The sequence below is a fragment of the Pseudomonas sp. IzPS59 genome (genome assembly GCF_014863505.1).
GTDB classification, from domain to species: Bacteria; Pseudomonadota; Gammaproteobacteria; order Pseudomonadales; family Pseudomonadaceae; genus Aquipseudomonas; species Aquipseudomonas kribbensis.
Map to the genome: position 1 here is coordinate 526,207 of NZ_CP062251.1, position 26,992 is coordinate 553,198.

Genomic DNA, 26,992 nt, shown 5'->3' on the forward strand with positions numbered 1-26,992 from the left:
GAAAATCTGATTTTCCGGTCACCCAACCTGCACCCCTTGCCCCTCATGCAGAATCGCCCGCCCTCATACTGCAGAGAGACATCGGATGTTCGCGCCTGCCAATCAACCGCGTTTCACGTTGACCGTCGAAGGCGCCCAATTTGACCTCAAAGTCCTTGAGTTCACGGGCAAGGAAGCCATCAGCCAACCCTTTCGCTTTGACCTGGAGCTGGTCAGCGAGCGACCGGATCTGGATCTCGAAAGCCTGCTGCACTGTCAGGCATTTCTGAGTTTTGATGAAGGCGGTTCCGGTATCCACGGTCAGATCTATCGGGTCGGGCAGGGGGATTCCGGCAAGCGTCTGACCCGCTACCACGTCAGTCTTGTTCCACGTCTGGCCTATCTCGGCCACCGGATCAATCAGCGGATTTTCCAGCATCAAAGCGTGCCGCAGATCGTGACGCAGATCCTCAAGGATCACGCGATCCTGCGCGATGCCTTCGAGTTTCGCCTCGGCAGCGATTACCCGCCCCGTGAATATTGTGTGCAGTACGCGGAGAGCGATCTGGCGTTCATCCAGCGCTTATGTGCCGAGGTCGGCATTCATTTCCACTTTCAGCACAGTCCGGACGGGCATCTGTTGGTGTTCGGCGACGATCAAACGGTGTTTCCGCGTCTGGCCGAGCCGACGATGTACCTGCCGGGCAGCGGCATGGCTGCGGCGGCCCCGGCGATCAAGCGTTTCACCGTCCGTGTGGAAACCCGTACCAGCGTGGTCACCCGCCGTGATTACGACTTCACCAAACCACGCCTGCCGTTGCAGAGTCGGGTGGAAAGCGAACAGCGCCCGGTGCTGGAGGATTATCACTTTCCCGGCCAGTTCACCGAGCGCGAAACCGGCAAGCAACTGGCCCGGCGCACCCTTGAGCGACATGTCGCCGATTACCGTCAGGCCGAGGGGCGCAGCGATCAATCTGCCTTGGTCAGCGGACATTTTCTGCAACTGTCCGAGCATCCACGACAGGATTTGAATGACCTATGGCTGCTGACCGCTATCGAGCACCATGGCCGGCAGCCGCAAGTGCTGGAGGAATCGGTCACCAGCGATGGCGACGAATTCCAGGGTTACCGTAATACCTTTCTTGCGACGCTGTGGGACGTATTCTTCCGTCCTCCGATGGGGCCGGAAAAACCACGGATGCTCGGTTATCAACCGGCCGTGGTCACCGGCCCGAAAGACAGTGAAATCCATTGCGACGAGTACGGCCGGGTCAAGGTGCAACTGGCCTGGGATCGCGACGGCGAACTCAACGAGCATTCCAGCTGCTGGCTGCGGGTCGCCAGCGGCTGGGCTCATGACCGTTATGGCAGCGTGCTGATTCCACGGGTCGGCATGGAAGTGTTGGTGGGGTTCATCGATTCCGACGCCGACAAACCACTGGTCATGGGTTGCCTGCCGAACGCCGCCACGCCGGTGCCGCTGGATCTGCCGGCCGACAAGACCCGCAGTATTTTCCGCAGTCAGAGTAGTCCGGGCGGCGGCGGTTACAACGAATTGCGCATCGAGGATCGCAAAGGCGCCGAGGAAATCTACCTGCGCGCCCAGCGAAACTGGACGCAGCATGTATTGAATGATCAGCAGCTTCAGGTGGATAACCAGCGCAGCGTTGTCGTGACGGGGCTGGCGAAACATGAACTGAAAGCCGATGAGCAGCGCATCACCCACGGCCAGCGCCAGACCGAAGTGAAGCAGGACGACCACCTCACGGTGACCGGCGACAGGCATATTCGGGTGAGCAGTCAGGCGATCAACGCCAGTGCGCAATTCCACGTCAGCGCCGGCCAGCAGGTGGTGATCGACGGCGGGGCGAGCGCGACGATCCAGGCGGGCGGGCAGTGGATCAATATCGGCCCCGGCGGGATCTTCAGCAGCGTGCCGATCGTTGTGGGTGGCGCGCCGATGGCGGCGATGAGCGCCGCGCCGACCGTGCCGGGGTTGCCGGAAAAGCTGGTGGCGGCACCGGCTGCGATTCTGACGGCTGCGCAAATCATGAGTCTTAAAGGAGATGCGCCGTTCTGCGAAGAATGCGAGCGCTGCAAGGAGGGTGTCTGTGCGGCCTGATCAATGGTTGAAGAGTGAGCCGCTGAAACCGTCGGAGCAGTTGTTCGCGATTTTCAGTAGCGCGAGTGCGGTGGAACCGCTGAAAGCCTGGCCTTCGAATGCGCAGATGCTGAAACCAGTCTGGGCGGAAACGATTTATGCCGAGTGGGATGCGGTGATGCCCTATGTGGGAATCGTCGACGCAGGCAGTGAGTTTCTGGATTGGGTGTCGACCACGGAGTCTCGGGACTGGGGCTGGCTGGCGGTTTCTTCGGCCAGTTTTGAGGCAGTGGTCGAGCACTTTCGCAGTTTGACCCAGGTGCTGATGCCGGACGGGAAAGCGGTGTTCTTCCGGTTCTGGGATGGGCGGTTTTTGTTGCCGATCCTTGAGTCGCCCGAGGTGGATGCCGGGCAATTGCTGCCGGTCCTTACGCGAGGGTTGATCAACGGTCAGACCGTGGAGATCGGGGGCAGGGCGCGGGTCTCGGGGCGGGAGTTTCCTTGGTGGTCGGTGCCGGAAAAGCTGCTGGCGCAATTCGGCGATGAAGCCCGGATCAGCAACGCCTTGCAGTGGTTGAGCGAGGAGCAACCGGCGTTGTTCGAAGCATTCCCTGCCGATGTCTTGCGCTGCAAGGTTGTCAGGTTTTTTGCAGTTTCGGCGTCGGACGAATCGTCGGCTTCGGCATTGCTGGACTACTTGCGGGACGAGTCAGAGTGAAATTTCCGGGCAAAGGCTTCGGACGTTTCCTGCGAGTTGCGGCGGTTTGCGTGAACTGGTGGGCGCGGTGGTGCGGGGATAGTCTTTTGGCTGTCACTGCGAGAGTGGTGACAGGGTGTAGGAACCCTTGGAAAACTCACCGTGTATTCGCTCTGCTCTTTGATTGCGGTACTTGAACGTGCCCATGACACTGTTCGCGGCGGCTGTGCGCGGGAACGCTTCGGCGTAGCTGAGTTTGGTGGGTTCCTCAGTTTCCTACTCTCGCGTACAGCTGCCACCCAAACCTGTAGGAAGGTCGTTGGCAGCTTCACTTAACCTGCCGAGGTGCAAAAAATGTCGACGTTAAAACCCGATCCACCCTACGAACCCTTCATCCCTCACCCCAACAACCGCCTCATGGCGCTGACCAGCAACTGCAACGATATGCCCACCCTGTTCATCGACACCCACGCCCCGCTCGATGTCCTGATGGACGCCGCCAACTACCGCATCCGCGCCGTAATCCAGGTCCTGGAAAACATGTGCATGCGCGGCTCGGTCGAATGCGACTCGATCATCCTCAGCGACTTCGCCCAGCTCTGTGTGATTCCGTTGCGTGACGGTTGTGATGTCTTGGATGTGATTGGCCGCAGGTTGCGTGACCGGCCTTAGATCTCTTCCCCTCACCCTAACCCTCTCCCAGGGGTAGAGGGGACCGACCGAGGTGAATTAGTGATCTACGCCGACCTGCTACTTCAGGGGTGAACTTCGCTTGGCCAAGCGGAGGTCGCGGTGATTTTTCAGGTCGATGCAAGCCGAAAGATCACCACCGTCAGTCCCCTCTCCCGCGGGGAGAGGGCTAGGGTGAGGGGCTTCTGAAGGATGTACCCGACAGCCAGACCACCCACTCAGTTCTTTCCAAAGATCTTTCCAGCATCGGTTTGGAAGGATCATTTAGTCAGGCGAGAAGATTTCAGTTTTGCAGATACTGATCCTGCGACTTTATGAAAGCGTCAAATTCCGGGGAGTTATAAATTTCCAGGCAAGAATAAAACACTATGTTTTTACCATTCTGTTTGCTGGTAGAGGACGTTTTGAGGTAGGCGCTTGCCATGTATTTCTCAGTCTCAGCATACGGATCATGCGTGACCTCCAGCGTATCTTCATTCTGCAGTATCACGTGTTGCCCCTTGCCCATGGCCGAGTAGGCGCCAATCGCGAGTCCAAGATCCGATTTTATGTCGGACTCAGACTTGAATTGACTCGATATGCAGTTAGCGAGGCCATAATTCTTCAGTGAGATTCTTGCACTGTTTATTTCGGCCTCACCTGAAAGGGCACTTCCGGAAATACCCAGAATGCCTAGTGCGACGAGTAACTGGAACTTCATCCCTTTAACTCCCAGAAGTTGATTTTTTCCAGCTTTACGTCTGGCCGGTCATAGGTATGGCTATCGGGACGATGGTAGTCGCTGTTATCTCCGGTGGCGCTACCATTCCATAAAGTCGCATGGCCCGTCGCATCGCTCCATCCCGTGATCTCCATGATAATGACGCCCTTCTTGCCATTGATGAAGTCTGCGTTGCTCAGCGTCAACTCGTGATCGGGAGCCCCCCAATTGTGTTTGAGGAAAGCCAGAAAGTCCGCGACTTTCATGATGTAGGGGAGCTGATCAGCGCCGGCCAGACGATAGATGGATTTGCTGGGAATGATCGTTCCTTTGGGGATTTTGTAACCGCCGTAGTTGAATCCTCTGCTTATCCTCAGAGCGCAGGCGTTTGCATAGGCGTCCGGTTTTTCTGCTCTGGCAGCCTCGACATTGCCCCCGACAAGCGCATAAACATCTATTGAGCTTTTAAGGCCGACCTCTGCGTAGGCAGTCCACAGCGTGCTGAATTTTGGCCTTTTGACGACGATGTTGGAGCTCACGCCGCCTGAACTGATATTGACCTGGGCCATTAGATCTCTCCTTCCATATCAAATGCTTCCCCTTGAAAAGCATTCGGGATGATCGCGATTCCTTTCGCTCCGACAGTGCCCGACAACGTCTTTTCTGTCGCACCACTGATCGTGACAGTTACCGTTTCACCGGGTGAATAGCCGGATGTTTTTACATGAATATTCAGGTCGGTATAGAAACGCGACACCGAATCCACGGGAGTTTGGCTTTCCCCGTACGAGAAGGTTATCCGTTGTATCGTTTTGGGCTTTGGAATAAGGCTGCTTATCGCAGAGAAGCTCGCAGCACTATGTTCACCGCCACCATAAACAGACGATTGACCGAACAACAGCGTGTTGGATTTTGGTGGACACCCGCAGGCGATGTAATCACCTTCGAGTGCAACTGGTCCGGCGGGTAATGTAACTGTTCGAGGGCCCACTGCCACGATAGGGCCTTTGCCTGCACTGCATGCCGGACAGCTGGCCATGTGGCCGATGGAGGATGTGCTTACGGCGTAATCAATGTTGATTCCGGCGTTCCCTTCCAGGACTGCGCCACCGGTTGAGGTCGGAGCGCCGATTCCGATCACCTTTCTTCCCATGTAAATGTCCCTCTTTACAGGTTTTAAGTGCGACCGATCTTCGCATTCCCTTTCTTCAAGGGACGAAGAGTATCTATGGCGAGTTGTTTCTTGATGTTGCTTTGCCTTCGATCCCATCTACCTCAGCGGGCTCTCAAGGATGTACCCGACAGCAAGACCACCCACTCAGCCCCCAACCCCTGACTTGCCGCCCGGTAAAAGGTAAACTTCACGGCCCTCGCAGGAGCAGCCATGAATTATCGTCACGCCTTCCATGCCGGCAATCACGCCGATGTGTTCAAACACCTGACCTTGACCCGCCTCATCGCCCTGATGTCGCGCAAGGAGCAGCCGTTTGCCTATCTCGACAGCCATGCCGGCATTGGTCTGTATGACCTGCAGGGCGATCAGGCCAACCGTACCGGCGAGTACCTGGAAGGCATCGCGCGGTTGTGGGACCAGCCGGATCTGCCGGCGCTGACCGCGGACTACATGAACGTGCTGCACGAGATGAACCCGGACGGCCAGTTGCGCTATTACCCGGGTTCGCCGGAGCTGGCGCGGCGTCTGACCCGTTCCCAGGATCGGGTGTTGCTCAACGAGAAGCACCCGGAAGACGGCGTGCTGCTCAAGGACAACATGAAGGGCGACCGTCGTGTGGCGGTGCATCTGGGGGAGGGCTGGCATGTGGCGCGGGCATTGCTGCCGGTGGCCGAGAAGCGTGCGGTGATGCTGATCGACCCGCCGTTCGAGAAACTCGACGAGATGCAGCGTTGCGCGGCGTCCTTGAAAGAGGCGATCTCGCGCATGCGCCAGACCGTGGCGGCCATCTGGTACCCGGTGAAGGACCAGCGCGCATTGCGTCGTTTCTATCAGGATCTGGCCGGCACCGGTGCGCCGAAGTTGCTGCGGGTCGAGCTGCTGGTGCATCCGCTGGACACGCCGAACAGCCTGAACGGCTCTGGCCTGGCGATTGCCAATCCGCCGTGGGGGCTGGAGGAAGAATTGCGCGAGCTGTTGCCGTGGCTGTCCAAGAAACTTGGGCAAACCCAGGGTGGGTGGCAGATGGATTGGTTGATCGCCGAGAGCTGATCAGTTGGTTTAACGGTGTCTGATCAGACGCCTTCGCGGGCAAGCCCGCTCCCACAGGGTTCGCGCAGATTCCGGAATCGCGCACGACCTTGTGGGAGCGGGCTTGCCCGCGATGCTTTTAGGGTTTAGTTACCTGCCAGACTCGGTGGCATGCAAACGCCGGTGCCGCCAATCCCGCAGTAGCCTTCCGGATTTTTCGCCAGGTACTGCTGGTGATAAGTCTCGGCGAAGTAAACGGTCGGTGCCTGTTCAATCTCGGTGCTGATTTCACCCAGACCCGCCTTCGACAGCTCAGCCTGATAAACAGCCTTGCTCTTCAGCGCCGCATCCAGTTGCTCCGGGTGGGTCGCGTAGATCACCGAACGGTACTGGGTGCCGATGTCGTTGCCCTGACGCATGCCCTGGGTCGGGTTGTGCAATTCCCAGAACATCGCCAGCAGCTCTTCGTAGCTGACCTTGGCCTTGTCATACACCACCAAAACGACTTCAGCATGGCCGGTCAGGCCCGAGCAGACTTCTTCGTAGGTCGGGTTCGGCGTGAAACCGCCGGCATAGCCGACCACGGTGCTGACCACGCCTTCACGCTGCCAGAAGCGGCGTTCCGCACCCCAGAAGCAACCCAGGCCGAAAATCGCGAAGTCGACGTCCTGAAAGAACGGGCCCAGCAACGGCGTTTCGGTGAAAACAAAGTGTTTTTCAGGCAGGGCCATCGGGGTTTCGCGGCCGGGCAGAGCTTGTTCTTTAGTCGGTAGCACGTTTTTGTTCACCAGAATTTCCGAGCGCAGAACCATGATCGTTCCTCTCAGTCAGGATGGGATGTAAATAAGCAGACCACCAGTGTGCCCAATGATGCCAAGTTAATCACCAGGCAAAGTGTGCGGATAGTGCCCGGTGGGTTACAGGCAGAGCGGGCCGCGCGGGTAGCGCTTGAGTGCCTGGATCAGTTCGCCGCCCGGAATCGGCCGATCGAACAGGTAGCCCTGGCCGACGTCGCAGCGGTGCCGGCGCAGGAACGCCAGCTGCTCGGCGGTCTCGATGCCTTCGGCCACGACCTTGAGTTTCAGGTTGTGGGCCATGGCGATCACGGCGGAGGTGATTTCCATGTCGTCCTGGTTGTCCGGGATTTCGTGGATGAAGCTGCGGTCGATCTTGATGATGTCGATCGGGAATTTCTTCAGGTAGCTGAGCGACGAGTAACCGGTGCCGAAGTCGTCCATGGCCAGGGTCAGGCCCAGGCGCTTGAGCTGGTCGAGCTGCAAGTGGGTGTCTTCGGTGGCTTCCAGCAGCAGGCCTTCGGTCAGCTCCAGCTCCAGTAGATTGGCCGGCAGGGCTTCTTCCTTGAGGATGTTGGCGATCGAGGCCACCAGGTCCGGGTCGGAGAACTGCTTGGGCGACAGGTTGATCGCCACTTGCAGGTTGCCCATGCCGGCGGCGGTCAGCGCTTTGCTCATGCGGCAGGCCTGGCGGGCGATCCACTTGCCGATCGGAATGATCAGGCCGGTTTCCTCGGCGACGCTGATGAACTGGTCCGGGCGGATCATGCCGCGTTCCGGGTGGTTCCAGCGCAGCAGCGCTTCCATGCCGAGCAGACGACCGCTGCGCAGGCACAGCTTCGGCTGATAGAACACGTCCAGCTCGTTCTGGGTCAGAGCCCGGCGCAGGTTGTTCTCGACGAACAGTTTGTAACTGGCCTCGGCGTTCAGCGCTTCGGTGAACACCTGCACCTGGTGTTTGCCGTTGGCCTTGGCCTTGTGCAGGGCGAGGCCGGCGTTACGCATCAGGGTCTGCGGGTCGCGGCCGTGCAGCGGCGCGCAGGCCAGGCCCACGGAGCCGGTGACGCTGATCAACTGGTTGTCGACGAACATCGGTTTGTCGAGCGTCATCAGCAGCTGGCTGGCGATCTGTTGGCCGGCCTCTAGGTCAGTGTTGTCGAGCAACACCGCGAATTCGTTACTGGCGAACCGCGCCAGGCTACCGCTCGGGCTCAGGCTGTTGCGCAGGCGCCGGGCCAGGCTGATCAGCAACTTGTCGCCGGTCTGGTGACCGAGGCTGTCGTTGATCCGCTTGAAGTTGTCGATATCCACCAGCAGCAGGCTGATCGGGGTATCGCTGTCTCGGGCGAAGCGTTCGTCCAGATTGCGGATAAATGCAGGCCGGTTACCGAGGTTGGTCAGGTTGTCGGTGTACGCCAGGCGCTCGATGCGCTGCTGCGCCAGTTTGGTCTGGGTGATGTCTTCGTAGATGCCGATGTAGTGCGTCAGCTCACGATTGTCGCCATAGACCTTGGAGATCGACAACTGGCCCCAGTAGGGTTCGAGATTCTTGCGGCGGCTCTTGAATTCGCCCTGCCAGCTGTTGCTCTTGGCCAGCGCGGAGGGGGCGTCGAACAGCAGCTCGCTGAGGTTTTCCAGGGCCGGCAGCTCTGACAGGCGCTGGCCGTGGACTTCCTCGGTGGTGTACTGGGTGATCGCGGTGAAGCTCGGGTTGACGTACTCGACCACGCCGTCGCAGTTGACCAGCAAAAAGGCGTTGGCGCTTTGCTCGACCGCACGCTGGAACAGGTGCAGGGCGCTGGTGGCGGTGCGGCGGTTGTGATTGTTGATGACCTGGGCGAACTGGTCGGCCAGCTCACCGGCAAAGGCGATTTCGTCGGACTGCCAGGCGCGGGTGACGCCGGTCTGCTCCAGGCACAGCACGCCGACCACCTGGCCATCGACGCGGATGCTGGCGTCGAGCATGGCGTTGACGTCACGGGGGCGCAGCGCTTCGGCCATCTCCCGGGTACGCGGGTCGCGCATCGCGTTGTGTGCGTCGATGGCGCGGCTGCCGTGCAGCGCCTCCATGTAATCGGGAAAGCCGCTGACGTCGATCACGTCCGGCAGGATGTATTCCTGGGTGGCGCGGTGATAGGCCGAGATCGGCACCAGTTTCTGACCTTCGAGGTTCCACAGGCTGGCGCAGTCGATTTCGTAGATATCGCAGGCGCAACGGGTAATCAGCTCGGCGGCTTCCTGCAGGGAGTTCTGGCTGCTGTAGCGCTGGCGGGCCAGCAACAGGATCAGGTCCTGTTGGGCGCGCACCCGCTCCAGATGTTGCAGCTGTTCCTGCTGGGCGCGCTGGTTGAGCTCAAGGGCGATTTGCAGGCGGGAGTTCTGGGTTTCCAGGTCGACCGACGGCAGCGTTGGTGCTTCGTCGAATACATCGTCGACCGCCAGCAGATAACCGCGCAACAAGTGGCGGTTGTGCTGTTTGTAGGCTTCACCGAGTTCGAGAATGCTCAGGGCGCCGGCGGCGGTGTGCAGGGTGTAGCGCACCAGATAATGCGGGCTCTGGCCGAGTTGCTGCTGGATCGCATCGTGCAACTGATAGCGCGCTTCGGGCTCCATCAGGCTGGCGTAGGGCGAACCGACCAGGGCGCAGAGTTCGACGGCCGGCTGGCCGAACTGACGTTCGCAGTTGGGATCGAGAAACAGCATCGCCCAGCTGGCTTCATTCAGGCGCTCGAAACGCAGCATGCCGAGCCGCGAGGGCACAGGCAACTGCGTCACTACCTCGGCCGCCATACGGCTGGCGGCATCGGGTTGGCTCTTCATGAAGGGAACTCGCTTGGAAATTTGCTGAACGCGCCGGGCTCTCGCCCTCTTTACTGTTGCCTGCGGCAAGGTTGCATCATTGCGGCACCGACTGACAAGAGACATGAAGGCCAAGTGCTATAAGAATATGTCGGCTGCGCCGGGCATTTCTCCAGCGGGTGGCGGAAAGTAATGCGCGATCGCCGGGAAAGTACCGTTCCAGAGCCATCGGCAGCCGGAACGGTAAAGCCGCCGGGCTTAGCGAAGTGGAATGTTGATCGTTTGCAGGCGCTTGCCATCGCGGTCGTGGTAGTTGACCAGGATGTGCCCGGCCTCGACCACCATGTGGGCAAAGTTGTCTTGGCTGACGACCTCGCTGGTCAGCGTGTGCCGGTATTCTCCCGCGTCGGTACGGGCCAGCGGCTGATCTAGAATGAACGTCGAGGCCGTGGCATAGGGCAACAGTTTGCTGTTGCTCAACGGCGAGGACACGATGGTGTGCACTTCGAAATCAGGATCGTCGCTGTGGGTCAGGCGGGAGGTCAGCGAACCGTGAACATCGCCGGAAATAAACACCACGTTTCTTATCCGATGCCGGCGGATGGTTTCCAGCAGGCGCAGGCGCTGTTCGGGGAAGCCCATCCAGGCATCCTCGCCGTTCATTTTGCGATCCGGGTAGAACATGACGCTGGTAACCACGAATTTGATCCGCGCGGGGCTTTCGATCAACCACTTGCACAGGGCCTGTTCCTGTTCTTCATCCAGGATGCGGCGGTTCTCTCTGGACAAGTTGCGACGGGTTCGGCTATCGGTCACAAACCATTCGATATCGCCATCGCTGAATTGATACCAATAGTGCTTCGGCGAAGTATTCACCTGGCCGTTAGTTGTCAGCGAACAGGCGGGGCTGTGACTGGCCTGATAGATTTCGTAAGCCGCCATTGCATTGTGAAACAGTGCCTCATCAGAGGTGTCGGCATTTGCTGGCCAGTTATCTTCTATTTCATGGTCATCGAGAATCATATAAGTAGAAGTGCCCGACATTAGTCTGCTGATGTTGGGCTGAGAGAAAGCTGCACGATATTTGGCAATGATCTCGTTATATTCGCGGTCCGGTGCAATCAGGTTCAAATCATCGGCGTAGATCTGGTCACCGCTCATCATGATCGCGCTGACCGGGGGGTGTGTGCCTTCTATCAATTGGCTGATCGAGGCAAAGATCCGGTCGCCCAGCTGCGGGAGCACGGGCAGGCCGGCGGTCAGTCGCAGGTAGCGGCAGGAGCCGAGGATGTAGGCCCGTGGTTGCAGAGGCTGGCCGCTGCGGGTGCGAAAGCGCCAGGTTTCGCGGGGCCATTGCAGCGGGAGCTCCGCCACGCTTTCAACCGTGTGGGTCGGGCTCATCGGGGTGAACCAGCCGGTCTGGTATTCGTAATCGGTGTCGGGGTTCAAGTTGTCGACAACCAGGACGCCAGATTGATCACGGCTGGCATCAAGTTTGACAAACAGTCCCTTCGACCACTGTTTTGAATCAGTGATTCGGTAACGGATGCCGGCAAATGCCGTCGCGCCATTTTGAAAGTCGCCGCGAATGAATATTCTTGTCTGATGAGTTGTGGTGTGGCCAATAATCGGGCCGACAACAGGCTTTAGCATGTTCGAATCCATTCGAATTAAAAATTGATGAGTAATGAAGTTGTCGATTTTTTATCGGTTAACTTTTGTGCGCCAAGATTAGTTGCCTGCTGCTGAAAAATATCGACAGGAAGTGGACTCGGGTCGTGGCTGATGTCAGCGCAAGTTGTGGGAAAAGTACAGGCATGCGTTATTTCAGGCAAAAAAAAGCCCCGCCAAACTGACGGGGTTGAGGTACGAGCGTGTGGCGCTCGAAAACGTGGAACGCAGTCGGCCCTCCGTTGCCGGAGGGCCGAGCGCTTTACAGCAGGATGGTGCGGATGTCCGCCAGCAGATCGCTCAGACGCTTGGTGAAGCGTGCAGCAGCGGCGCCGTTGATCACACGGTGATCGTAGGACAGCGACAGTGGCAGCATCAGTTTCGGCTGGAAGGCTTTGCCGTCCCAGACTGGCTGGATGGTTGCCTTGGAAACACCGAGGATCGCCACTTCCGGCGCGTTGACGATCGGCGTGAAGCCGGTGCCGCCAATGTGGCCGAGACTGGAAATGGTGAAGCAGGCGCCTTGCATCTCGTCCGACGAGAGCTTCTTGGTCCGGGCCTTTTCAGCCAGGGAAGCGGCCTCGGCGGCCAGTTGCAGCAGGCTCTTCTGGTCGACGTTCTTGATGACCGGTACCAGCAGGCCATCCGGGGTGTCGACGGCGAAGCCGATGTTCACGTATTTCTTGCGGATGATCGCCTTGCCGCTTGGAGCCAGCGAGCTGTTGAAGTCCGGCAGTTCCTTGAGCAGGTGTGCGCAGGACTTGAGCAGCAGCGGCAGAATGGTCAGCTTGACACCGGCCTTCTCTGCGACAGCTTTCTGTGCGTTGCGGAACGCTTCCAGCTCGGTGATATCCGCCGAGTCGAATTGCGTCACGTGCGGCACGTTCAGCCAGCTGCGGTGCAGGTTGGCGGCGCCGACCTGCATCAGGCGGGTCATCGGCACTTCTTCGATTTCGCCGAAGCGGCTGAAGTCGACGACCGGAATCGGCGGGATGCCCGCGCCACCGGTTGCGCCAGCAGCAGCGGCCGGTGCTTCCTTGGCCTTCTGCATCATGGCTTTGACGTAGGTCTGCACGTCTTCTTTCAGGATGCGACCGTGCGGACCGCTGGCGCCGACAGCGCTCAGCTCGACGCCGAACTCGCGAGCCAGTTGACGCACGGCAGGACCGGCGTGAACTTTCGCACCAGGCTTGGCTGGAGCGGCAACCGGAGCGGCAGCAGCAGGTGCAGCGGCGGCCGGAGCAGCAGCGGCTGGCGCCGGAGCACTCGGAGCAGCAGCGGCAGCTGGAGCCGGGGCAGCAGCCGGAGCGGCGCCTTTGACTTTCAGCTTGAGGATCAGATCGCCGGTGCCGACTTCGTCGTCCAGCTTGATGGAAATGCTTTCCACCACGCCAGCGGCAGGCGACGGGATTTCCATGCTCGCCTTGTCGGATTCCAGGGTGATCAGCGACTGGTCGGCTTCAACGCTGTCGCCAGCCTTGACCAGCACTTCGATGATCTTGGCCTTGCCGGCCGAGCCGATGTCCGGAACGTGGATGTCCTGAACGCTGTCGGCAACCGGTGCAGCAGGCGCGGCGGCCGGAGCCGGCGCAGCAGCGGCTGGAGCAGCAGCCTGGGCCGGAGCGGCAGCCGCAGGGGCCGCAGCACCCGCCACTTCCAGATCCAGAATCAGGTCGCCGGTGCCGACTTCGTCGTTCAACTTGACGCTGATGGCCTTGACCACGCCAGCGGCAGGCGACGGGATTTCCATGCTCGCCTTGTCGGATTCCAGGGTGATCAGCGACTGATCAGCCTCGACCTTGTCGCCGACCTTGACCTGGATCTCGATGATCTGGGCCTTGCCCGACGAACCGATGTCCGGCACGTGCACTTGCTGAACCGAAGCGGCAGCAGGGGCAGCGGCTGGCGCGGCAGCAGCAGGAGCGGCAGCCGGTGCAGCTTCAGCCTTGGCGGCAGGAGCAGCAGCCGGAGCAGGGGCCGCTTGCGCGGCGCCCTCGACTTCCAGCTCCAGCAGTTCGTCGCCTTCTTTCAGACGGTCGCCCAGCTTCACTTTCAGGCTCTTGATGACGCCGGCTTTCGGGGCCGGCACTTCCATGCTGGCCTTGTCCGATTCCAGGGTCAGGATGCTCTGGTCGGCTTCGATACGGTCGCCGACCTTCACAAACAGTTCGATTACTTCACCTTCACCGCTGCCGATGTCAGGTACGCGAATGAGTTCGCTCACAGAGTTTCTCCTCAGCAGTCCAGTGGGTTGCGTTTTTCCGGGTCGATGCCGAACCTGGTAATGGCCTCGGCCACGACTTTAGGTTCGATATCGCCACGGTCAGCCAGTGCTTCCAGGGCTGCCAACACCACGAAATGACGGTCGACTTCGAAGAAATGACGCAGTTTCTTGCGGCTGTCGCTGCGGCCGAAACCGTCGGTGCCCAGGACTTTGAATTCCTTGGACGGTACCCACTGACGGATCTGCTCGGCGAACAGTTTCATGTAGTCGGTAGAGGCGATGACCGGACCTTTACGGCCGCTCAGGCACTCTTCGACGTAGCTGCGCTTAGGCTTCTGGCCTGGTTTCAGACGGTTGCTGCGCTCTACGGCCAGGCCGTCGCGACGCAGTTCGTTGAAGCTGGTGACGCTCCACACATCGGCGCCGATGTTGAACTCTTCACGCAGGATCTTCGCCGCTTCACGGACTTCACGCAGGATGGTGCCGGAGCCCATCAGCTGAACATGGTGCGCCGCGTCGCGGGTGTCTTCTTCGAGCAGGTACATGCCTTTCTTGATGCCTTCTTCGGCACCGGCCGGCATGGCTGGCTGCTGGTACGACTCGTTCATCACGGTGATGTAATAGAAGATGTCCTGTTGCTCTTCGGTCATCTTCTTCATGCCGTCCTGAATGATCACCGCCAGCTCGTAGCCGTAGGTCGGATCGTAGGTGCGGCAGTTCGGGATGGTGGCAGCCAGCAGGTGGCTGTGACCGTCTTCGTGCTGCAGGCCTTCACCGTTCAGGGTGGTACGGCCGGCGGTGCCGCCGATCAGGAAGCCACGGGTACGGCTGTCGCCGGCAGCCCAGGCCAGGTCGCCGATACGCTGGAAGCCGAACATCGAGTAGAAGATGTAGAACGGCAGCATTGGCTGGTTGTGGCTGGAGTACGAAGTACCGGCGGCGATGAAGGAGCTCATGGCGCCCGCTTCGTTGATGCCTTCTTCAAGGATCTGACCTTTCTGGTCTTCCTTGTAGAACATCACCTGGTCTTTATCGACTGGCTCGTAGAGCTGGCCGACGGACGAGTAGATGCCCAGCTGACGGAACATGCCTTCCATACCGAAGGTACGGGCTTCGTCCGGGATGATCGGAACGATGCGCGGGCCGATTTCCTTGTCCTTGACCAGTTGCGCGAGGATCCGCACGAAGGCCATGGTGGTGGAAATTTCACGGTCGCCGGAACCGTCGAGGATCGCCTTGAGGGTATCCAGATCCGGAGTCGGTACGCTGAAGCTCTGTGCGCGGCGTTGAGGCACGAAACCGCCCAGTGCGGCGCGGCGCTCGGCCAGGTAACGGGCTTCAGCGCTGTTTGGCTCAGGCTTGAAGAACGGCAGGTTTTCCAGCTCTTCGTCTTTCACCGGGATGTCGAAGCGGTCGCGGAACAGCTTCAGGCTGTCGACGTCGACTTTCTTGGTGTTGTGCGCGGTGTTCTTCGCTTCGCCCGCACCGGTACCGTAACCCTTGATGGTCTTGGCCAGGATGACGGTCGGCTGTTCTTTGTGGTTGACCGCTTCGTGGTACGCCGCGTAGACCTTGTACGGGTCGTGGCCGCCACGGTTGAGCTTCCAGATCTCGTCGTCGGACAGGTCTGCAACCATCGCCTTGAGTTCTGGCGTGTTGAAGAAGTGTTCACGCACGAACGCGCCGTCTTTGGCCTTGTAGTTCTGGTATTCGCCGTCGATGACTTCGTCCATGCGACGTTGCAGGATGCCGTCGACGTCCTTGGCCAGCAGTGGGTCCCAGAAACGGCCCCAGATGACTTTGGTCACGTTCCACTGAGCACCGCGGAACACGCCTTCGAGTTCCTGGATGATCTTGCCGTTGCCGCGAACCGGGCCGTCGAGGCGCTGCAGGTTGCAGTTGATGACGAAGATCAGGTTGTCCAGCTTCTCGCGGCCGGCCAGGGAGATTGCACCCAGCGATTCCGGCTCGTCGCACTCGCCGTCGCCCAGGAAGCACCAGACTTTCTGTTTGCCCGGCTGGATGAAGCCGCGGTGTTCCAGGTACTTCATGAAGCGCGCCTGGTAGATCGCCTGGATCGGGCCCAGACCCATGGATACGGTCGGGAACTGCCAGAAGTCAGGCATCAGCCAAGGGTGCGGGTAGGACGACAGGCCCTGACCATCGACTTCCTGGCGGAAGTTGTTCATCTGGTCTTCGGAAATGCGGCCTTCCATGAACGCACGGGCGTAGACGCCTGGCGAGGTGTGACCCTGGAAGTAGATCAGGTCGCCGCCGTGTTCGTCGGTCGGAGCCTGGAAGAAGTAGTTGAAACCGATGTCGTACAGGGTCGCGCTGGAGGCGAAGCTGGAGATGTGACCGCCCAGGTCAGAATCTTTCAGGTTCGTACGCATTACCATGGCCATCGCGTTCCAGCGTACCAGCGAGCGAATGCGGCGTTCCATGAACAGGTCGCCAGGCATGCGTGCTTCGTGGGTAACCGGGATGGTGTTGCGGTAAGGCGTGGTGATGGCGTAAGGCAGTTGCGAGCCGCTGCGGGTCGCGAGTTCGCCCATACGGGTCATCAGATAGTGAGCACGGTCTTCGCCTTCTTTGTCGAGAACCGATTCCAGGGCGTCCAGCCATTCCTGGGTTTCGACGGGATCGAGGTCTTGCATGGCTTGCTCCAGGGCGGAAAGGCTTCCAGAATCGGTTGCCTGAGTTTGCGACTGGCCTTGTGGGCAGACGATTTAAAATTCTTGGATTGCCGACAGGTTGTTCCGGCGGCGTGTAGTTTTACTACAAATCATCCGGCATTTCAGCCTTTCGAATGTATAGACGAGTAGTAAAACTACAGATGAAAGGCTTGTGGCCTCCGACTGCGTTGTGAGAATAATCGTTAAGGTTGGTCTTTAGCCATCCGAAAAAGGTGAAAGTTTGATGTTGGCTGCCAAAGAAAAAGAAATTTCAGCTATTTCTCACTTTTGTTCGACAGTCCTTCGCGTAGCGGTTTTTCAATCATCACTACAAGCGGCCATTTACACGCCGATCAAGGATAGACCATGACCCTGCCCGCGCTTGCCGAACTGCCCGCCATTCTCCTGCCGTTGGTCAGCCGATCCGAGCAGTCGTTCCGTACGGCCGTCGCCGGATTGACCGAAGGCGATCACGGCTTCTCCACCTGGACTCCGGAGCGCTGGGCGCAGTTCGCCCGCGTCACTGGCGCCAGCGATTTCGTGATTGAACAGAGTGTTCGTGACCCTTTGATGTTGCTGTCACTGGTGCAGTCCGGCGAACTCGACCGACCGTTCGCCCCCGGCGAGTTGTGCGGGCAGATCGCCGCTGCGGTGAACACTGCACAAACAGAAGACGAGCTGGGCCGCGTCCTGCGTCGCCAGCGTGCCCGGCATCAGGTGCGGATCATCTGGCGCGACCTGACCCGTCAGGCCGACCTGGTGCAGACCTGCCGCGACCTTTCCGACATGGCCGACGCCAGCATCGACCAGGCCTATCAATGGCTGTACAGCCGCCATTGCCAGCAATTCGGCACGCCGACCGGCCGGCGCAGCGGCGAACCGCAGCAAATGGTCATCCTCGGCATGGGCAAGCTCGGCGCGGTGGAACTGAACCTGTCTTCGGACATCGACCTGATCTTCGCCTACCCCGAGGGTGGCGAAACCGTCGGCGTGAAGCGCGCGCTGGATAACCAGGAATTTTTCATCCGTCTCGGCCAACGCCTGATCAAGGCCCTCGACCCGATGACCGTCGACGGCTTCGTGTTCCGCGTCGACATGCGCCTGCGCCCGTACGGCTCGTCCGGCGCGCTGGTGCTGAGCTTCAATGCGCTGGAGCAGTATTACCAGGATCAGGGGCGCGACTGGGAACGCTACGCGATGATCAAGGCGCGGGTCGTCGCCGGTGATCAGGTGGCGGGCGCGCAGTTGCTCGACATGCTGCGACCGTTCGTTTACCGGCGCTATCTGGACTTCTCGGCGATCGAAGCGCTGCGCACCATGAAGCAGTTGATCCAGCAGGAAGTCCGGCGCAAGGGCATGGCCGACAATATCAAGCTGGGCTCCGGCGGCATCCGCGAAGTCGAGTTCATCGCCCAGGCTTTCCAGTTGATCCACGGCGGGCGTGATCTGAGCCTGCAACAACGTCCTCTATTAAAGGTGCTGGGCACGCTGGAAGGGCAGGGTTATCTGCCGCCGGCGGTGATCAGCGAGTTGCGCGAAGGTTACGAATTCCTGCGCTACACCGAGCACGCGATCCAGGCGATTGCCGACCGTCAGACCCAGATGCTGCCGGACACTGCGCAGGATCAGGCGCGCATCGCCTTCATGCTCGGTTTCGCCGACTGGGACGCCTTCCATGAAAAGCTGATGTTCTGGCGTGGCCGGGTGGCCTGGCACTTTGCACAAGTGATTGCTGACCCCGATGAAGAAGAGGGCGCCGATTGCGAAGTGGTGGTCGGCGGGGAATGGCTGCCACTGTGGGAAGAGGCTCAGGACGAAGAAGCCGCCTGCCGCCAACTGGAAGAGGGCGGTTTCGCCGACGCCACCAAAGCCTTGAAGGCGCTGGCCGGTCTGCGCAGCAGTCCGCAGCTGCGGGCGATGCAGCGTCTCGGGCGCGAACGCCTCGACGCCTTTATTCCGCGCCTGCTCGCTCAGGCAGTGGAGCACGACAACCCGGATCTGGTGCTCGAGCGGGTCCTGCCGCTGGTCGAAGCGGTGGCCCGGCGCTCGGCTTATTTAGTGTTGCTGACGGAAAATCCGGGCGCGCTGCGGCGCTTGCTGACCCTGTGCGCCGCGAGTCCGTGGATCGCCGAGCAGATCACTCGTTTTCCGTTGCTGCTCGACGAGTTGCTCAACGAAGGCCGCCTGTTCAAGCCGCCGCTGGCACCGGAACTGGCTGCCGAACTGCGCGAGCGCCTGACCCGCATTCCGGAAGACGACCTCGAACAGCAGATGGAAGCCCTGCGCCATTTCAAACTGGCGCACCGCTTGCGCGTCGCCGCCTCGGAAATCGCCGGCAGCCTGCCGCTGATGAAAGTCAGCGACTACCTGACCTGGCTCGCCGAAGCGATTCTGGAACAAGTGCTGGCCCTGGCCTGGCGCCAGACCGTGGCCAAGTACGGCACGCCGCTGCGCACCGACGGCACGCTTTGCGATCCCGGCTTTATCATTGTCGGTTATGGGAAAGTCGGCGGGATCGAGTTGGGGCATGGTTCGGACCTGGACCTGGTGTTTATCCACGACGGTGATCCGCAAGCGGAAACCGACGGGGCGAAACCGATTGATGGTGCGCAGTTCTTTACCCGGCTCGGTCAGCGGATCATTCACTTGCTGACGGCGCAGACCAACTCCGGCCAGTTGTATGAAGTGGACATGCGTCTGCGACCGTCCGGTGCGTCGGGGCTGTTGGTCAGTTCGCTGGGGGCATTTGCCCGCTATCAAGAAAATGAAGCCTGGACATGGGAACATCAGGCGTTGGTGCGGGCGCGGGTGTTGGTCGGTAGTCAGGATGTCGGCCAGGCGTTCGAGAAAGTGCGTGCTCAGGTACTGGGCAAGGCGCGGGATCTGGCGAAGCTTCAGCAGGAAGTGAGCGAGATGCGCGCGAAGATGCGCGACAACCTCGGGAGCAAGAGCACCGCCGCCGGTACCGGGGCGAATGCCTTCGACGCCACGGCGCCGTTCGACCTCAAGCAGGACGCCGGAGGTATCGTCGATATTGAATTTATGGTGCAATACGCGGCCCTGGCGTGGTCGCAAAGCCACCCGCCGCTGCTGCGCTGGACGGACAATATCCGCATTCTGGAAGAGCTGGAACACGAAGGGCTGATGCCCGTCGAAGACGCCAGCCTGTTGCGCGAGGCCTACAAGGCCTATCGTTCCGCCGCCCACCGGCAGGCCTTGCAGAAGGACGCCGGCGTGATACCGGGCGACCAGTTCGCGGACGAACGGCGGCAGGTGATGCGGATCTGGCGAGAGCTGGGGCTAAGCTGATTCTCGAGACGGGGAGGCGTAAGGCCTCCCCGGTTCGTTTATGGAAACCACATGAATATTCTGATCGTTGGGCCCAGTTGGGTCGGTGACATGGTGATGGCGCAGACACTGTTTCAGTGTCTCAAACTGCGCCACCCGCAGTGCGAAATCGACGTGCTGGCCCCCGAGTGGAGCCGGCCGATCCTTGAGCGCATGCCCGAAGTGCGCAAGGCCTTGAGCTTCCCGCTCGGCCACGGCGCGCTGGAGCTGGCGACCCGCCGGCGGATCGGCAAATCCCTGGCCGGCCAATACGACCAGGCGATCCTGCTGCCGAACTCGCTGAAGTCGGCGCTGGTGCCGTTCTTCGCCGGCATCCCGAAACGCACCGGCTGGCGTGGCGAATTCCGCTACGGTCTGCTCAATGATGTGCGCACGCTGGATAAAGAACGTTATCCGCTGATGATCGAGCGTTTCATGGCGCTGGCCTATGAGCCGAACGCCGAGCTGCCGAAACCCTATCCGCGCCCGAGCTTGCAGATCGACGCGGTCACCCGCGAGACGGCGCTGGCCAAGTTCGGTCTGACCCTCGACCGCCCGGTACTGGTGCTGTGTCCCGGCGCGGAATTCGGTGAAGCCAAGCGTTGGCCGTCGGAGCATTACGCCAAGGTTGCCGAAGCGCGGATTCGCGAAGGCTGGCAGGTCTGGCTGTTCGGCTCGAAAAACGATCACGCGGTGGGCGAAGACATCCGCGCGCGCCTGATTCCGGGCTTGCGCGAAGAGTCCGTGAACCTCAGCGGCGGCACTTCGCTGGCCGAAGCCATCGACCTGATGTCCTGCGCAGATTCTGTGGTCTCCAACGACTCCGGTCTGATGCACGTCGCAGCGGCGCTGAACCGTCCGTTGGTGGCGGTCTACGGTTCGACTTCGCCGGGTTTCACCCCGCCGTTGGCTGAACATGTGGAAATCGTCCGTCTGGGCCTCGATTGCAGCCCGTGCTTCGACCGCACCTGCCGTTTCGGCCATTACAACTGCCTGCGCCAGCTGATGCCGGACGCGGTCAACGATGCCTTGCAGCGTTTGCAGGGCTCCGTGGTCGAGGTTCATTAAGTTGCGGGTATTGCTGATCAAGACCTCATCGCTGGGCGACGTGATTCACGCGTTGCCGGCGCTGACCGACGCGGCCCGGGCGATTCCCGGGATCAAGTTCGACTGGGTGGTGGAAGAAGGCTTCGCCGAAATCCCGACCTGGCACCCGGCCGTGGGCAAGGTGATTCCGGTGGCGATCCGCCGCTGGCGCAAGAACCTCTGGAAAACAATTACCAGCGGCGAGTGGAAACGCTTCAAGCAATCCGTTAGGGCGAACAAATATGACCTGGTGATCGACGCTCAAGGCCTGCTGAAAAGCGCCTGGCTGACTCGCTACGTCAAAGCCCCGGTGGCCGGTCTCGACAAGGGCTCGGCCCGCGAACCGATCGCCGCGCGTTTTTATGACCGCAAACTGGCGGTGGCCCGTGGTCAGCACGCTGTCGAGCGTGTGCGTCAGTTGTTCGCTATCGCCCTGGGTTACGACTTGCCCAAAGGCCTGGGCGATTACGGCCTCAATGTCGAGCGTCTGGTCGAACTGCCGCGCAAGAATGCTTACGTGGTGTTCCTGCATGGCACCACCTGGGACACCAAGCACTGGCCGGAAAGCTATTGGCGCGAGCTGACCGAGCGGGTCGGCTACCTCGGCGTCGGGATCAAGCTGCCGTGGGGCAACCCGCTGGAGAAGGCCCGGGCCGAGCGCATCGCCGCCGGTTTCAAGCACGCTGAAGTGTTGCCGAAACTGAACCTGGCCGGGGTCGGCAAAGTACTGGCCGGGGCCCAGGCCTGCGTTGCGGTGGACACCGGTCTCGGTCATCTCGCTGCGGCGCTGGACGTGCCGACGATTTCGCTGTTCGGCCCGACCAATCCGGGCCTGACCGGCGCCTACGGCAAGCTGCAGATTCACCTCGGCAGCGACTTCCCGTGCGCGCCGTGCCTGCAAAAGAAATGTACGTATCAACCGACCGCGCAGGATGCCCGTCAGTTTGACCTGAAACGCGAGTTGCCTCTGTGCTTCACGCGTCTGAATCCCGAGCGTGTCGCCAGCCGACTGAGCACGTTGTTGATGGCTGAGGAGCTGCGTTGATGCAATTGGCATTTGTCCTTTACAAGTATTTCCCGTTCGGTGGCTTGCAGCGCGACTTCATGCGCATCGCACTCGAATGCCAGAAGCGTGGCCACAAGATCCGCGTCTACACCCTGATCTGGGAAGGCGACGTGCCGCCCGGTTTCGAAGTGCTGGTGGCGCCGGTCAAGGCGTTCTTCAATCACCGCCGCAACGAAAAACTCAGCGCGTGGATGGAAGCGGACCTGGCCAAGCGCCCGGTGGATCGCCTGATCGGCTTCAACAAGATGCCGGGGCTGGACGTCTATTACGCCGCCGACGGCTGCTTCGAAGACAAGGCGCAGAACCTGCGCCATTCGCTGTATCGCCGCTGGGGTCGCTACCGCCACTTCGCCGAATACGAGCGCGCAGTGTTTGCCAAAGACGCGAAGACCGAAGTGCTGATGATTTCCGAAGTGCAGCAACCGCTGTTCATCAAGCATTACGACACGCCGCTCGAACGCTTCCACCTGCTGCCGCCGGGCATCGCCCAGGACCGTCGCCGCCCGAAGGATGCCGACGAAATTCGCGCCGGTTTCCGCGCTGAGTTCAACCTCAAGGACGACGAACTGTTGCTGGTGCAGATCGGCTCCGGGTTCAAGACCAAGGGTGTCGATCGCAGCCTGAAAGCGCTGGCTGCTCTGCCCGCCGAACTGAAGAAGCGTACCCGGCTGTTTGTAATCGGCCAGGATGACCCCAAATTGTTCCAGATGCAGAGTGCAACTTTGGGTCTGGGCGACAACGTGACGTTCCTCAAGGGGCGCAGCGATATTCCGCGCTTCCTGCTTGGTGCCGATCTGTTGATTCACCCGGCGTACAACGAAAACACCGGTACGGTGCTGCTTGAAGCGTTGGTCGCCGGGTTGCCGGTGCTGGTCAGCGCGGTCTGCGGTTACGCCCATTACATTGCCGAGGCCGACGCCGGGCGAGTGCTGGACGAACCGTTCGATCAGGCGCAGCTGACGCAATACCTGACCGACATGTTGAACGACGACGCTGCACGGGCGGCCTGGAGCCGCAACGGTCTGGCTTTCGCCGAGACGGCCGACCTCTACAGCATGCCGCAGCACGCGGCCGATGTGATTCTGGCGGAGCACGCATAAATGAAGTTGATGCTGGCTGAACCGTTCAAGAGCCTCTGGGCCGGCCGCGATGCGTTCGCGGAAGTCGAGGGCTTGCAGGGCGAGGTGTACCGCGAGCTGGAAGCCCGCAGGACTTTGCGCACGGAAGTCGACGGCAACGGATTTTTCGTCAAGATCCACCGTGGCATCGGCTGGGGCGAGATTTTCAAGAACCTGCTGACCGCCAAGCTGCCGGTGCTCGGCGCGGGTCAGGAGTGGAAGGCCATCCAGCGTCTGCAGGAGGTCGGCGTTCCGACAATGACCGCCGTTGCGTACGGCGAGAAGGGCAGCAACCCGGCGGATCAGCATTCGTTCATCGTCACCGAAGAGCTGGCGCCGACCATCAGCCTCGAAGACTTCAGCATCGACTGGGTCAAGCAACCGCCGCAGCCAAAGCTCAAGCGTGCATTGATCGCCGAAGTCGCGCGCATGACTGGCATGATGCATCGCGCCGGGGTCAATCACCGCGACTGCTACATCTGCCACTTCCTGCTGCACACCGACAAACCGGTGACCCCGGAAGATTTCAAACTCTCGGTGATCGACCTGCACCGTGCCCAGACCCGCCCGGCGATCACCCGGCGCTGGCGCGACAAGGACTTGGCGGCGCTGTATTTTTCCGCGCTGGACATCGGCCTCACTCGCCGTGACAAGCTGCGCTTCCTCAAGGGCTACTTTCAGCAACCGCTGCGCCAGATCCTGGCTGAAGAAGCGTCGTTGCTGAGCTGGCTCGAAGGCAAGGCCAACAAGCTCTACGCGCGCAAGCAGCGATACGGGGATGCGCTCTGATGGCGGGTTGGAACCTTGAACCCGGATACAGCGACCTCGCAGCGGATTTTGGCAGTCTTGAAGCGGTATTCGCGCTGGAAGGCGAGCGCCTGACCCGCGATCCGCTGTCCGAAGTCATTCGTGTGCAGCGCAACGGCGTCAACTATTACGTCAAACGCTACTCCGGCGCCGGCAAGGGCTTGCGCCGGTATCTCGGCAAGCCGCGGGTGAAAATGGAGTGGCAGAACCTCAAGCGTTTCGCCAAGTGGGGCATTCCCACTGCCGAAGTGGTGGCCTGGGGCCTGGAGCGCAACGGCATGGCCTACGACCGCGGGGCGATGATTACCCGTGAGCTGCCGCGCACCGAGGACCTCTCGGCGCTGGCCGAACGCAGTGATCCCAAGCTGCGCAATCACAGCTGGGTCGACGCCATCAGTCGGCAACTGGCCGTCTATACCCGGACGATGCACGATCATCGCTTTACCCATAACGATCTGAAATGGCGCAACCTGCTGATCGACGATCAGGCGCAGCTGTTTCTCATCGACTGCCCGAACGGCGATTTCTGGCGCGGTTTCTGGCTCAAGTACCGGATCACCAAAGATCTGGCCTGTCTCGACAAGGTTGCCAAATATCACCTGTCGAACACCCAGCGCCTGCGCTTCTACCTGCAATACCGCCAGCGTGACCGGCTCAATGCCGCCGACAAAAAACGGATTCGTCACGTGGTGAGATTTTTCGAGGGACGCGAATGACTGATTTTCTCGCCGCTGAAGACCGTGCGCTGCTGGAGCGTCACGGTCTCGGCACGTTCGACGCGCTATGGGCCAAGCAGCTCGAAGCGGTGGATGAGCCGAACACCGACGGTGGCGGCTGGAGCAGTGTGTTTCGCCTCGAGCTCGAAGGCCACGGCTATTACCTCAAGCGTCAAAGCAATTACCTGACCCGCACCTTGCACGCGCCGCTTGGCGAGCCGACGTTTGCCCGGGAGTTTCGCAACATCAGTCGCTACAACCAGCTCGGCATTCCGGCGCTGCAAGCGGCGTTTTTCGGCCAGCGCAAAGTCAATGGCGAAGTGCGCGCGATCCTGCTGACCCGCGCCCTCGACGGTTGGGATGATCTGGATTCGCTGTTGCAGCGCTGGTCGGACCTTGATGCATCGCAGCAGTCGGCGATTCTCAAGGCCTGCGGTCAACTGGCGCGGCTCCTGCACGGCGTGCGTCAGGTCCATGGTTGCTTCTATCCGAAGCATATTTTCCTGCGTGCCGAAGGCGCCGGTTATCAGGCGCAACTGATCGATCTGGAAAAGACTCGCCCTCTGCTGTTCGGTCAGCGGGATCGGGTCAAGGATCTGGAGCCGCTGCTGCGTCGTGCTCCGGAATGGAGTGATGCCCAGTTGCGCGAGTTGCTGGCGGCGTATCTCGATCAGTCGGTCGACAGTTCGCTGGTCGACAGCTGGGTCACGCGGCTGACCGCGCGGCGCAGTCGCAAGGAGACCCGCTGATGCAGCTGTCCGACCTGAAAAACGCCGGACGCACGCCGAGCCTGCCGCTGACCGTTTCGCTGGCCGATGCGGCCGGGCCGGCCGATCTGCAATTGCTCAGCCTGTTGCGGGTGTTGCCGGGGCAGCGTTATGTCGGTGCCGGGGTTTGGCGCGGGCGTCCGGTGCTGGCCAAATTGCTGGTCGGCAGCAAGGCGGCGCGGCATTTTCAGCGTGAGCTGGAGGGCGTGAAGCTGCTCGCCGCCCAGGGCATGACCACGCCGTTGCTGCTGGCTGACGGCCTGAAGGACGGCGAGGGTGGCTGGCTGCTGTTCGAGTTCCTCGAAGGCGCCGAAAGCCTGGGCGATGCCTGGAGCAAGGTCGAGTCCTTGCCAGTGCTGGCAGATGAACAATCGGCAGTGCTGGCCGAAGCGCTCGGTGCCATTGGCCAGTTGCACGGCAAGGGCCTGTGGCAGGAAGACCTGCATCTGGACAACCTGCTGCGTCACGGTGGTCAGTTGTACCTGATCGATGGCGCCGGCATCTGTGTGGAAACCGCCGGTCAGCCGTTGTCCCGACAGAAAGTGCTGGAAAATCTCGGGGTGTTTTTCGCCCAGTTGCCCAAGTCGCTGGAACCGTTCACCGAAGAATTGCTGGTGTATTACCTGCTGAGTAACAGCGAGCACGCACTGCCGCTGGAAGCGCTGCAGAAGCAGATCGACAAGGTGCGCGCCTGGCGGCTGAAGGATTTCCTGATCAAGGTCGGTCGCGAATGCACGCTGTTCAGCGTGCGGCGCGGGGCCTTTGGTCTGCGGTCGATCCGTCGCGAGGAAGAACCCGCGATGCTGCCGGTGCTGGAGCAGGCCGATGCCTTGCTCGATCAGGGCCACCTGTACAAGACCGGTGGCGCGGCCAGCGTCGGCAAGGTCGACGTTGCCGGACGGCCGCTGGTGATCAAGCGCTACAACATCAAGAATTTTGCCCATTGGCTCAAGCGCTTCTGGCGCCCGAGCCGTGCCTGGCATTCCTGGCGCGAAGGCAATCGCCTCGCGTTCCTCGGTATCGCCACGCCCAAACCGCTGGCGGTGCTGGAAACGCGGTTTTTCTGGCTGCGCAGCAAGGCGTACCTGATCACCGAATACCTGGCCGGGCCGGACATCATCGAGCGTTTTGCGCCGTATGTTGAAAGCGGTGAAGCGCCGGAAGCCGAGTTGCAGGCGCTGGATCAGCTGTTTGCACGGTTGATTGCCGAGCGCATCAGTCATGGCGATTTCAAGGGCCACAATCTGTTCTGGCATGAGGATCGCTGGGCGTTGATCGACTTGGATTCGATGTGTCAGCACGGTTCGGCGGGCAGTTTTGCTCCGGCCTATGCCCGGGATCGCGCGCGCTTCATGCGCAACTGGCCCGAGAGCAGTGCGCTGTATCAGGTGATTGATCAGCGTTTGCCCAAGGATGCATCGGGCGCTGCGTGATTTCTTTCGCAAGCCGGTAAGACGATTCCGCAATAAAAATCGGGTAAGGCAAGTGGCGACAAATCCTTGTGATTTGTCCTACGGCCTTCCCGGAACCCATGAACTGCCCCCCGCTAAGTCCCGATGCTAGTTTGCCCCG

At 60.6% G+C, this 26,992-nt stretch carries 20 protein-coding genes; 12 read left to right on the top strand and 8 right to left on the bottom strand.

The features are described from left to right. Window positions 1-85 precede the first annotated feature (85 nt). From IF189_RS02340 to IF189_RS02350, 3 genes are all read left to right on the top strand, one after another. Window positions 86-2,101 (top strand): type VI secretion system tip protein VgrG, encoded by a 2,016-nt coding sequence (locus IF189_RS02340; protein ID WP_192552761.1) that lies wholly within the window; start codon window positions 86-88, stop codon window positions 2,099-2,101. After that, window positions 2,046-2,798: a DUF4123 domain-containing protein gene (locus IF189_RS02345; protein ID WP_134825244.1), complete on the top strand. Its 753-nt coding sequence runs from the start codon at window positions 2,046-2,048 to the stop codon at window positions 2,796-2,798. The genes IF189_RS02340 and IF189_RS02345 overlap by 56 nt, the downstream gene beginning before the upstream one ends. Window positions 2,799-3,131: 333 nt before the next feature. Further along, complete coding sequence (locus IF189_RS02350) at window positions 3,132-3,449, top strand: hypothetical protein (RefSeq protein ID WP_134825245.1); 318 nt, start codon at window positions 3,132-3,134, stop codon at window positions 3,447-3,449. 301 nt (window positions 3,450-3,750) lie between these two features. Here the strand turns inward: IF189_RS02350 and IF189_RS02355 are convergent, their stop codons facing one another. Genes IF189_RS02355 through IF189_RS02365 form a run of 3 tightly spaced genes read right to left on the bottom strand, consistent with a single transcriptional unit; the run spans window position 3,751 to window position 5,320 of the window. Continuing rightward, the gene (locus tag IF189_RS02355; RefSeq protein ID WP_134825246.1) at window positions 3,751-4,167 is read right to left on the bottom strand and encodes a T6SS amidase immunity protein Tai4 family protein; all 417 of its coding nucleotides are present in this window, start codon (window positions 4,165-4,167) and stop codon (window positions 3,751-3,753) included. Beyond that, window positions 4,164-4,736 (bottom strand): type VI secretion system amidase effector protein Tae4, encoded by a 573-nt coding sequence (locus tag IF189_RS02360; protein WP_127796710.1) that lies wholly within the window; start codon window positions 4,734-4,736, stop codon window positions 4,164-4,166. Before IF189_RS02360 ends, IF189_RS02355 begins: the two co-directional genes overlap by 4 nt. Next, a complete protein-coding gene (locus IF189_RS02365) occupies window positions 4,736-5,320 on the bottom strand; it encodes a PAAR domain-containing protein (RefSeq protein ID WP_127796711.1) in 585 nt (194 codons plus the stop codon). Before IF189_RS02365 ends, IF189_RS02360 begins: the two co-directional genes overlap by 1 nt. A 231-nt stretch (window positions 5,321-5,551) precedes the next feature. On the opposite strand from IF189_RS02365, the gene IF189_RS02370 reads away from it, so the two are divergent. Beyond that, on the top strand, window positions 5,552-6,391 hold the full coding sequence (locus IF189_RS02370) for a 23S rRNA (adenine(2030)-N(6))-methyltransferase RlmJ (protein WP_085711101.1): 840 nt from the start codon (window positions 5,552-5,554) through the stop codon (window positions 6,389-6,391). Window positions 6,392-6,516: 125 nt separating this feature from the next. Here the strand turns inward: IF189_RS02370 and msrA are convergent, their stop codons facing one another. The 5 genes from msrA to aceE all read right to left on the bottom strand — a co-directional run bounded on the left by msrA (window position 6,517) and on the right by aceE (window position 16,515). Next, entirely contained in the window at window positions 6,517-7,182 is a 666-nt protein-coding gene (gene msrA, locus IF189_RS02375; RefSeq protein ID WP_085711102.1) for a peptide-methionine (S)-S-oxide reductase MsrA, read from the bottom strand. Between the two features lie 105 nt (window positions 7,183-7,287). Continuing rightward, window positions 7,288-9,984 carry a putative bifunctional diguanylate cyclase/phosphodiesterase gene (locus IF189_RS02380; RefSeq protein ID WP_085711103.1) on the bottom strand — a complete coding sequence of 899 codons (2,697 nt, stop codon included), beginning with the start codon at window positions 9,982-9,984 and terminating at the stop codon, window positions 7,288-7,290. A 237-nt stretch (window positions 9,985-10,221) separates the two neighbouring features. Continuing rightward, entirely contained in the window at window positions 10,222-11,616 is a 1,395-nt protein-coding gene (locus IF189_RS02385) for an alkaline phosphatase D family protein (RefSeq protein ID WP_192552762.1), read from the bottom strand. 280 nt (window positions 11,617-11,896) lie between these two features. After that, window positions 11,897-13,858 (bottom strand): dihydrolipoyllysine-residue acetyltransferase, encoded by a 1,962-nt coding sequence (aceF, locus tag IF189_RS02390; protein WP_134825248.1) that lies wholly within the window; start codon window positions 13,856-13,858, stop codon window positions 11,897-11,899. Window positions 13,859-13,869: 11 nt separating this feature from the next. After that, window positions 13,870-16,515: a pyruvate dehydrogenase (acetyl-transferring), homodimeric type gene (gene aceE, locus IF189_RS02395; RefSeq protein WP_119429493.1), complete on the bottom strand. Its 2,646-nt coding sequence runs from the start codon at window positions 16,513-16,515 to the stop codon at window positions 13,870-13,872. A 384-nt stretch (window positions 16,516-16,899) separates the two neighbouring features. On the opposite strand from aceE, the gene glnE reads away from it, so the two are divergent. Genes glnE through IF189_RS02435 form a run of 8 tightly spaced genes read left to right on the top strand, consistent with a single transcriptional unit; the run spans window position 16,900 to window position 26,853 of the window. Further along, entirely contained in the window at window positions 16,900-19,842 is a 2,943-nt protein-coding gene (gene glnE / locus IF189_RS02400) for a bifunctional [glutamate--ammonia ligase]-adenylyl-L-tyrosine phosphorylase/[glutamate--ammonia-ligase] adenylyltransferase (protein ID WP_192552763.1), read from the top strand. Window positions 19,843-19,893: 51 nt separating this feature from the next. Further along, window positions 19,894-20,928 (top strand): lipopolysaccharide heptosyltransferase II, encoded by a 1,035-nt coding sequence (gene waaF, locus IF189_RS02405; protein ID WP_192552764.1) that lies wholly within the window; start codon window positions 19,894-19,896, stop codon window positions 20,926-20,928. 1 nt (window position 20,929) lies between these two features. Further along, window positions 20,930-21,991: a lipopolysaccharide heptosyltransferase I gene (gene waaC / locus IF189_RS02410; RefSeq protein WP_085711109.1), complete on the top strand. Its 1,062-nt coding sequence runs from the start codon at window positions 20,930-20,932 to the stop codon at window positions 21,989-21,991. Continuing rightward, the gene (locus IF189_RS02415) at window positions 21,991-23,112 is read left to right on the top strand and encodes a glycosyltransferase family 4 protein (RefSeq protein ID WP_134825251.1); all 1,122 of its coding nucleotides are present in this window, start codon (window positions 21,991-21,993) and stop codon (window positions 23,110-23,112) included. Before waaC ends, IF189_RS02415 begins: the two co-directional genes overlap by 1 nt. Further along, window positions 23,113-23,919, top strand: coding sequence for a lipopolysaccharide core heptose(I) kinase RfaP (gene rfaP / locus IF189_RS02420; protein ID WP_119429490.1), 807 nt, complete (start codon window positions 23,113-23,115; stop codon window positions 23,917-23,919). After that, the gene (locus IF189_RS02425; RefSeq protein ID WP_134825252.1) at window positions 23,919-24,653 is read left to right on the top strand and encodes a lipopolysaccharide kinase InaA family protein; all 735 of its coding nucleotides are present in this window, start codon (window positions 23,919-23,921) and stop codon (window positions 24,651-24,653) included. Before rfaP ends, IF189_RS02425 begins: the two co-directional genes overlap by 1 nt. Then, a complete protein-coding gene (locus IF189_RS02430) occupies window positions 24,650-25,402 on the top strand; it encodes a lipopolysaccharide kinase InaA family protein (RefSeq protein ID WP_134825253.1) in 753 nt (250 codons plus the stop codon). The genes IF189_RS02425 and IF189_RS02430 overlap by 4 nt, the downstream gene beginning before the upstream one ends. Further along, window positions 25,402-26,853, top strand: a complete 1,452-nt coding sequence (locus IF189_RS02435; protein WP_134825254.1) for a lipopolysaccharide kinase InaA family protein — start codon at window positions 25,402-25,404, stop codon at window positions 26,851-26,853. The genes IF189_RS02430 and IF189_RS02435 overlap by 1 nt, the downstream gene beginning before the upstream one ends. The last annotated feature ends 139 nt before the right edge of the window (window positions 26,854-26,992 follow it).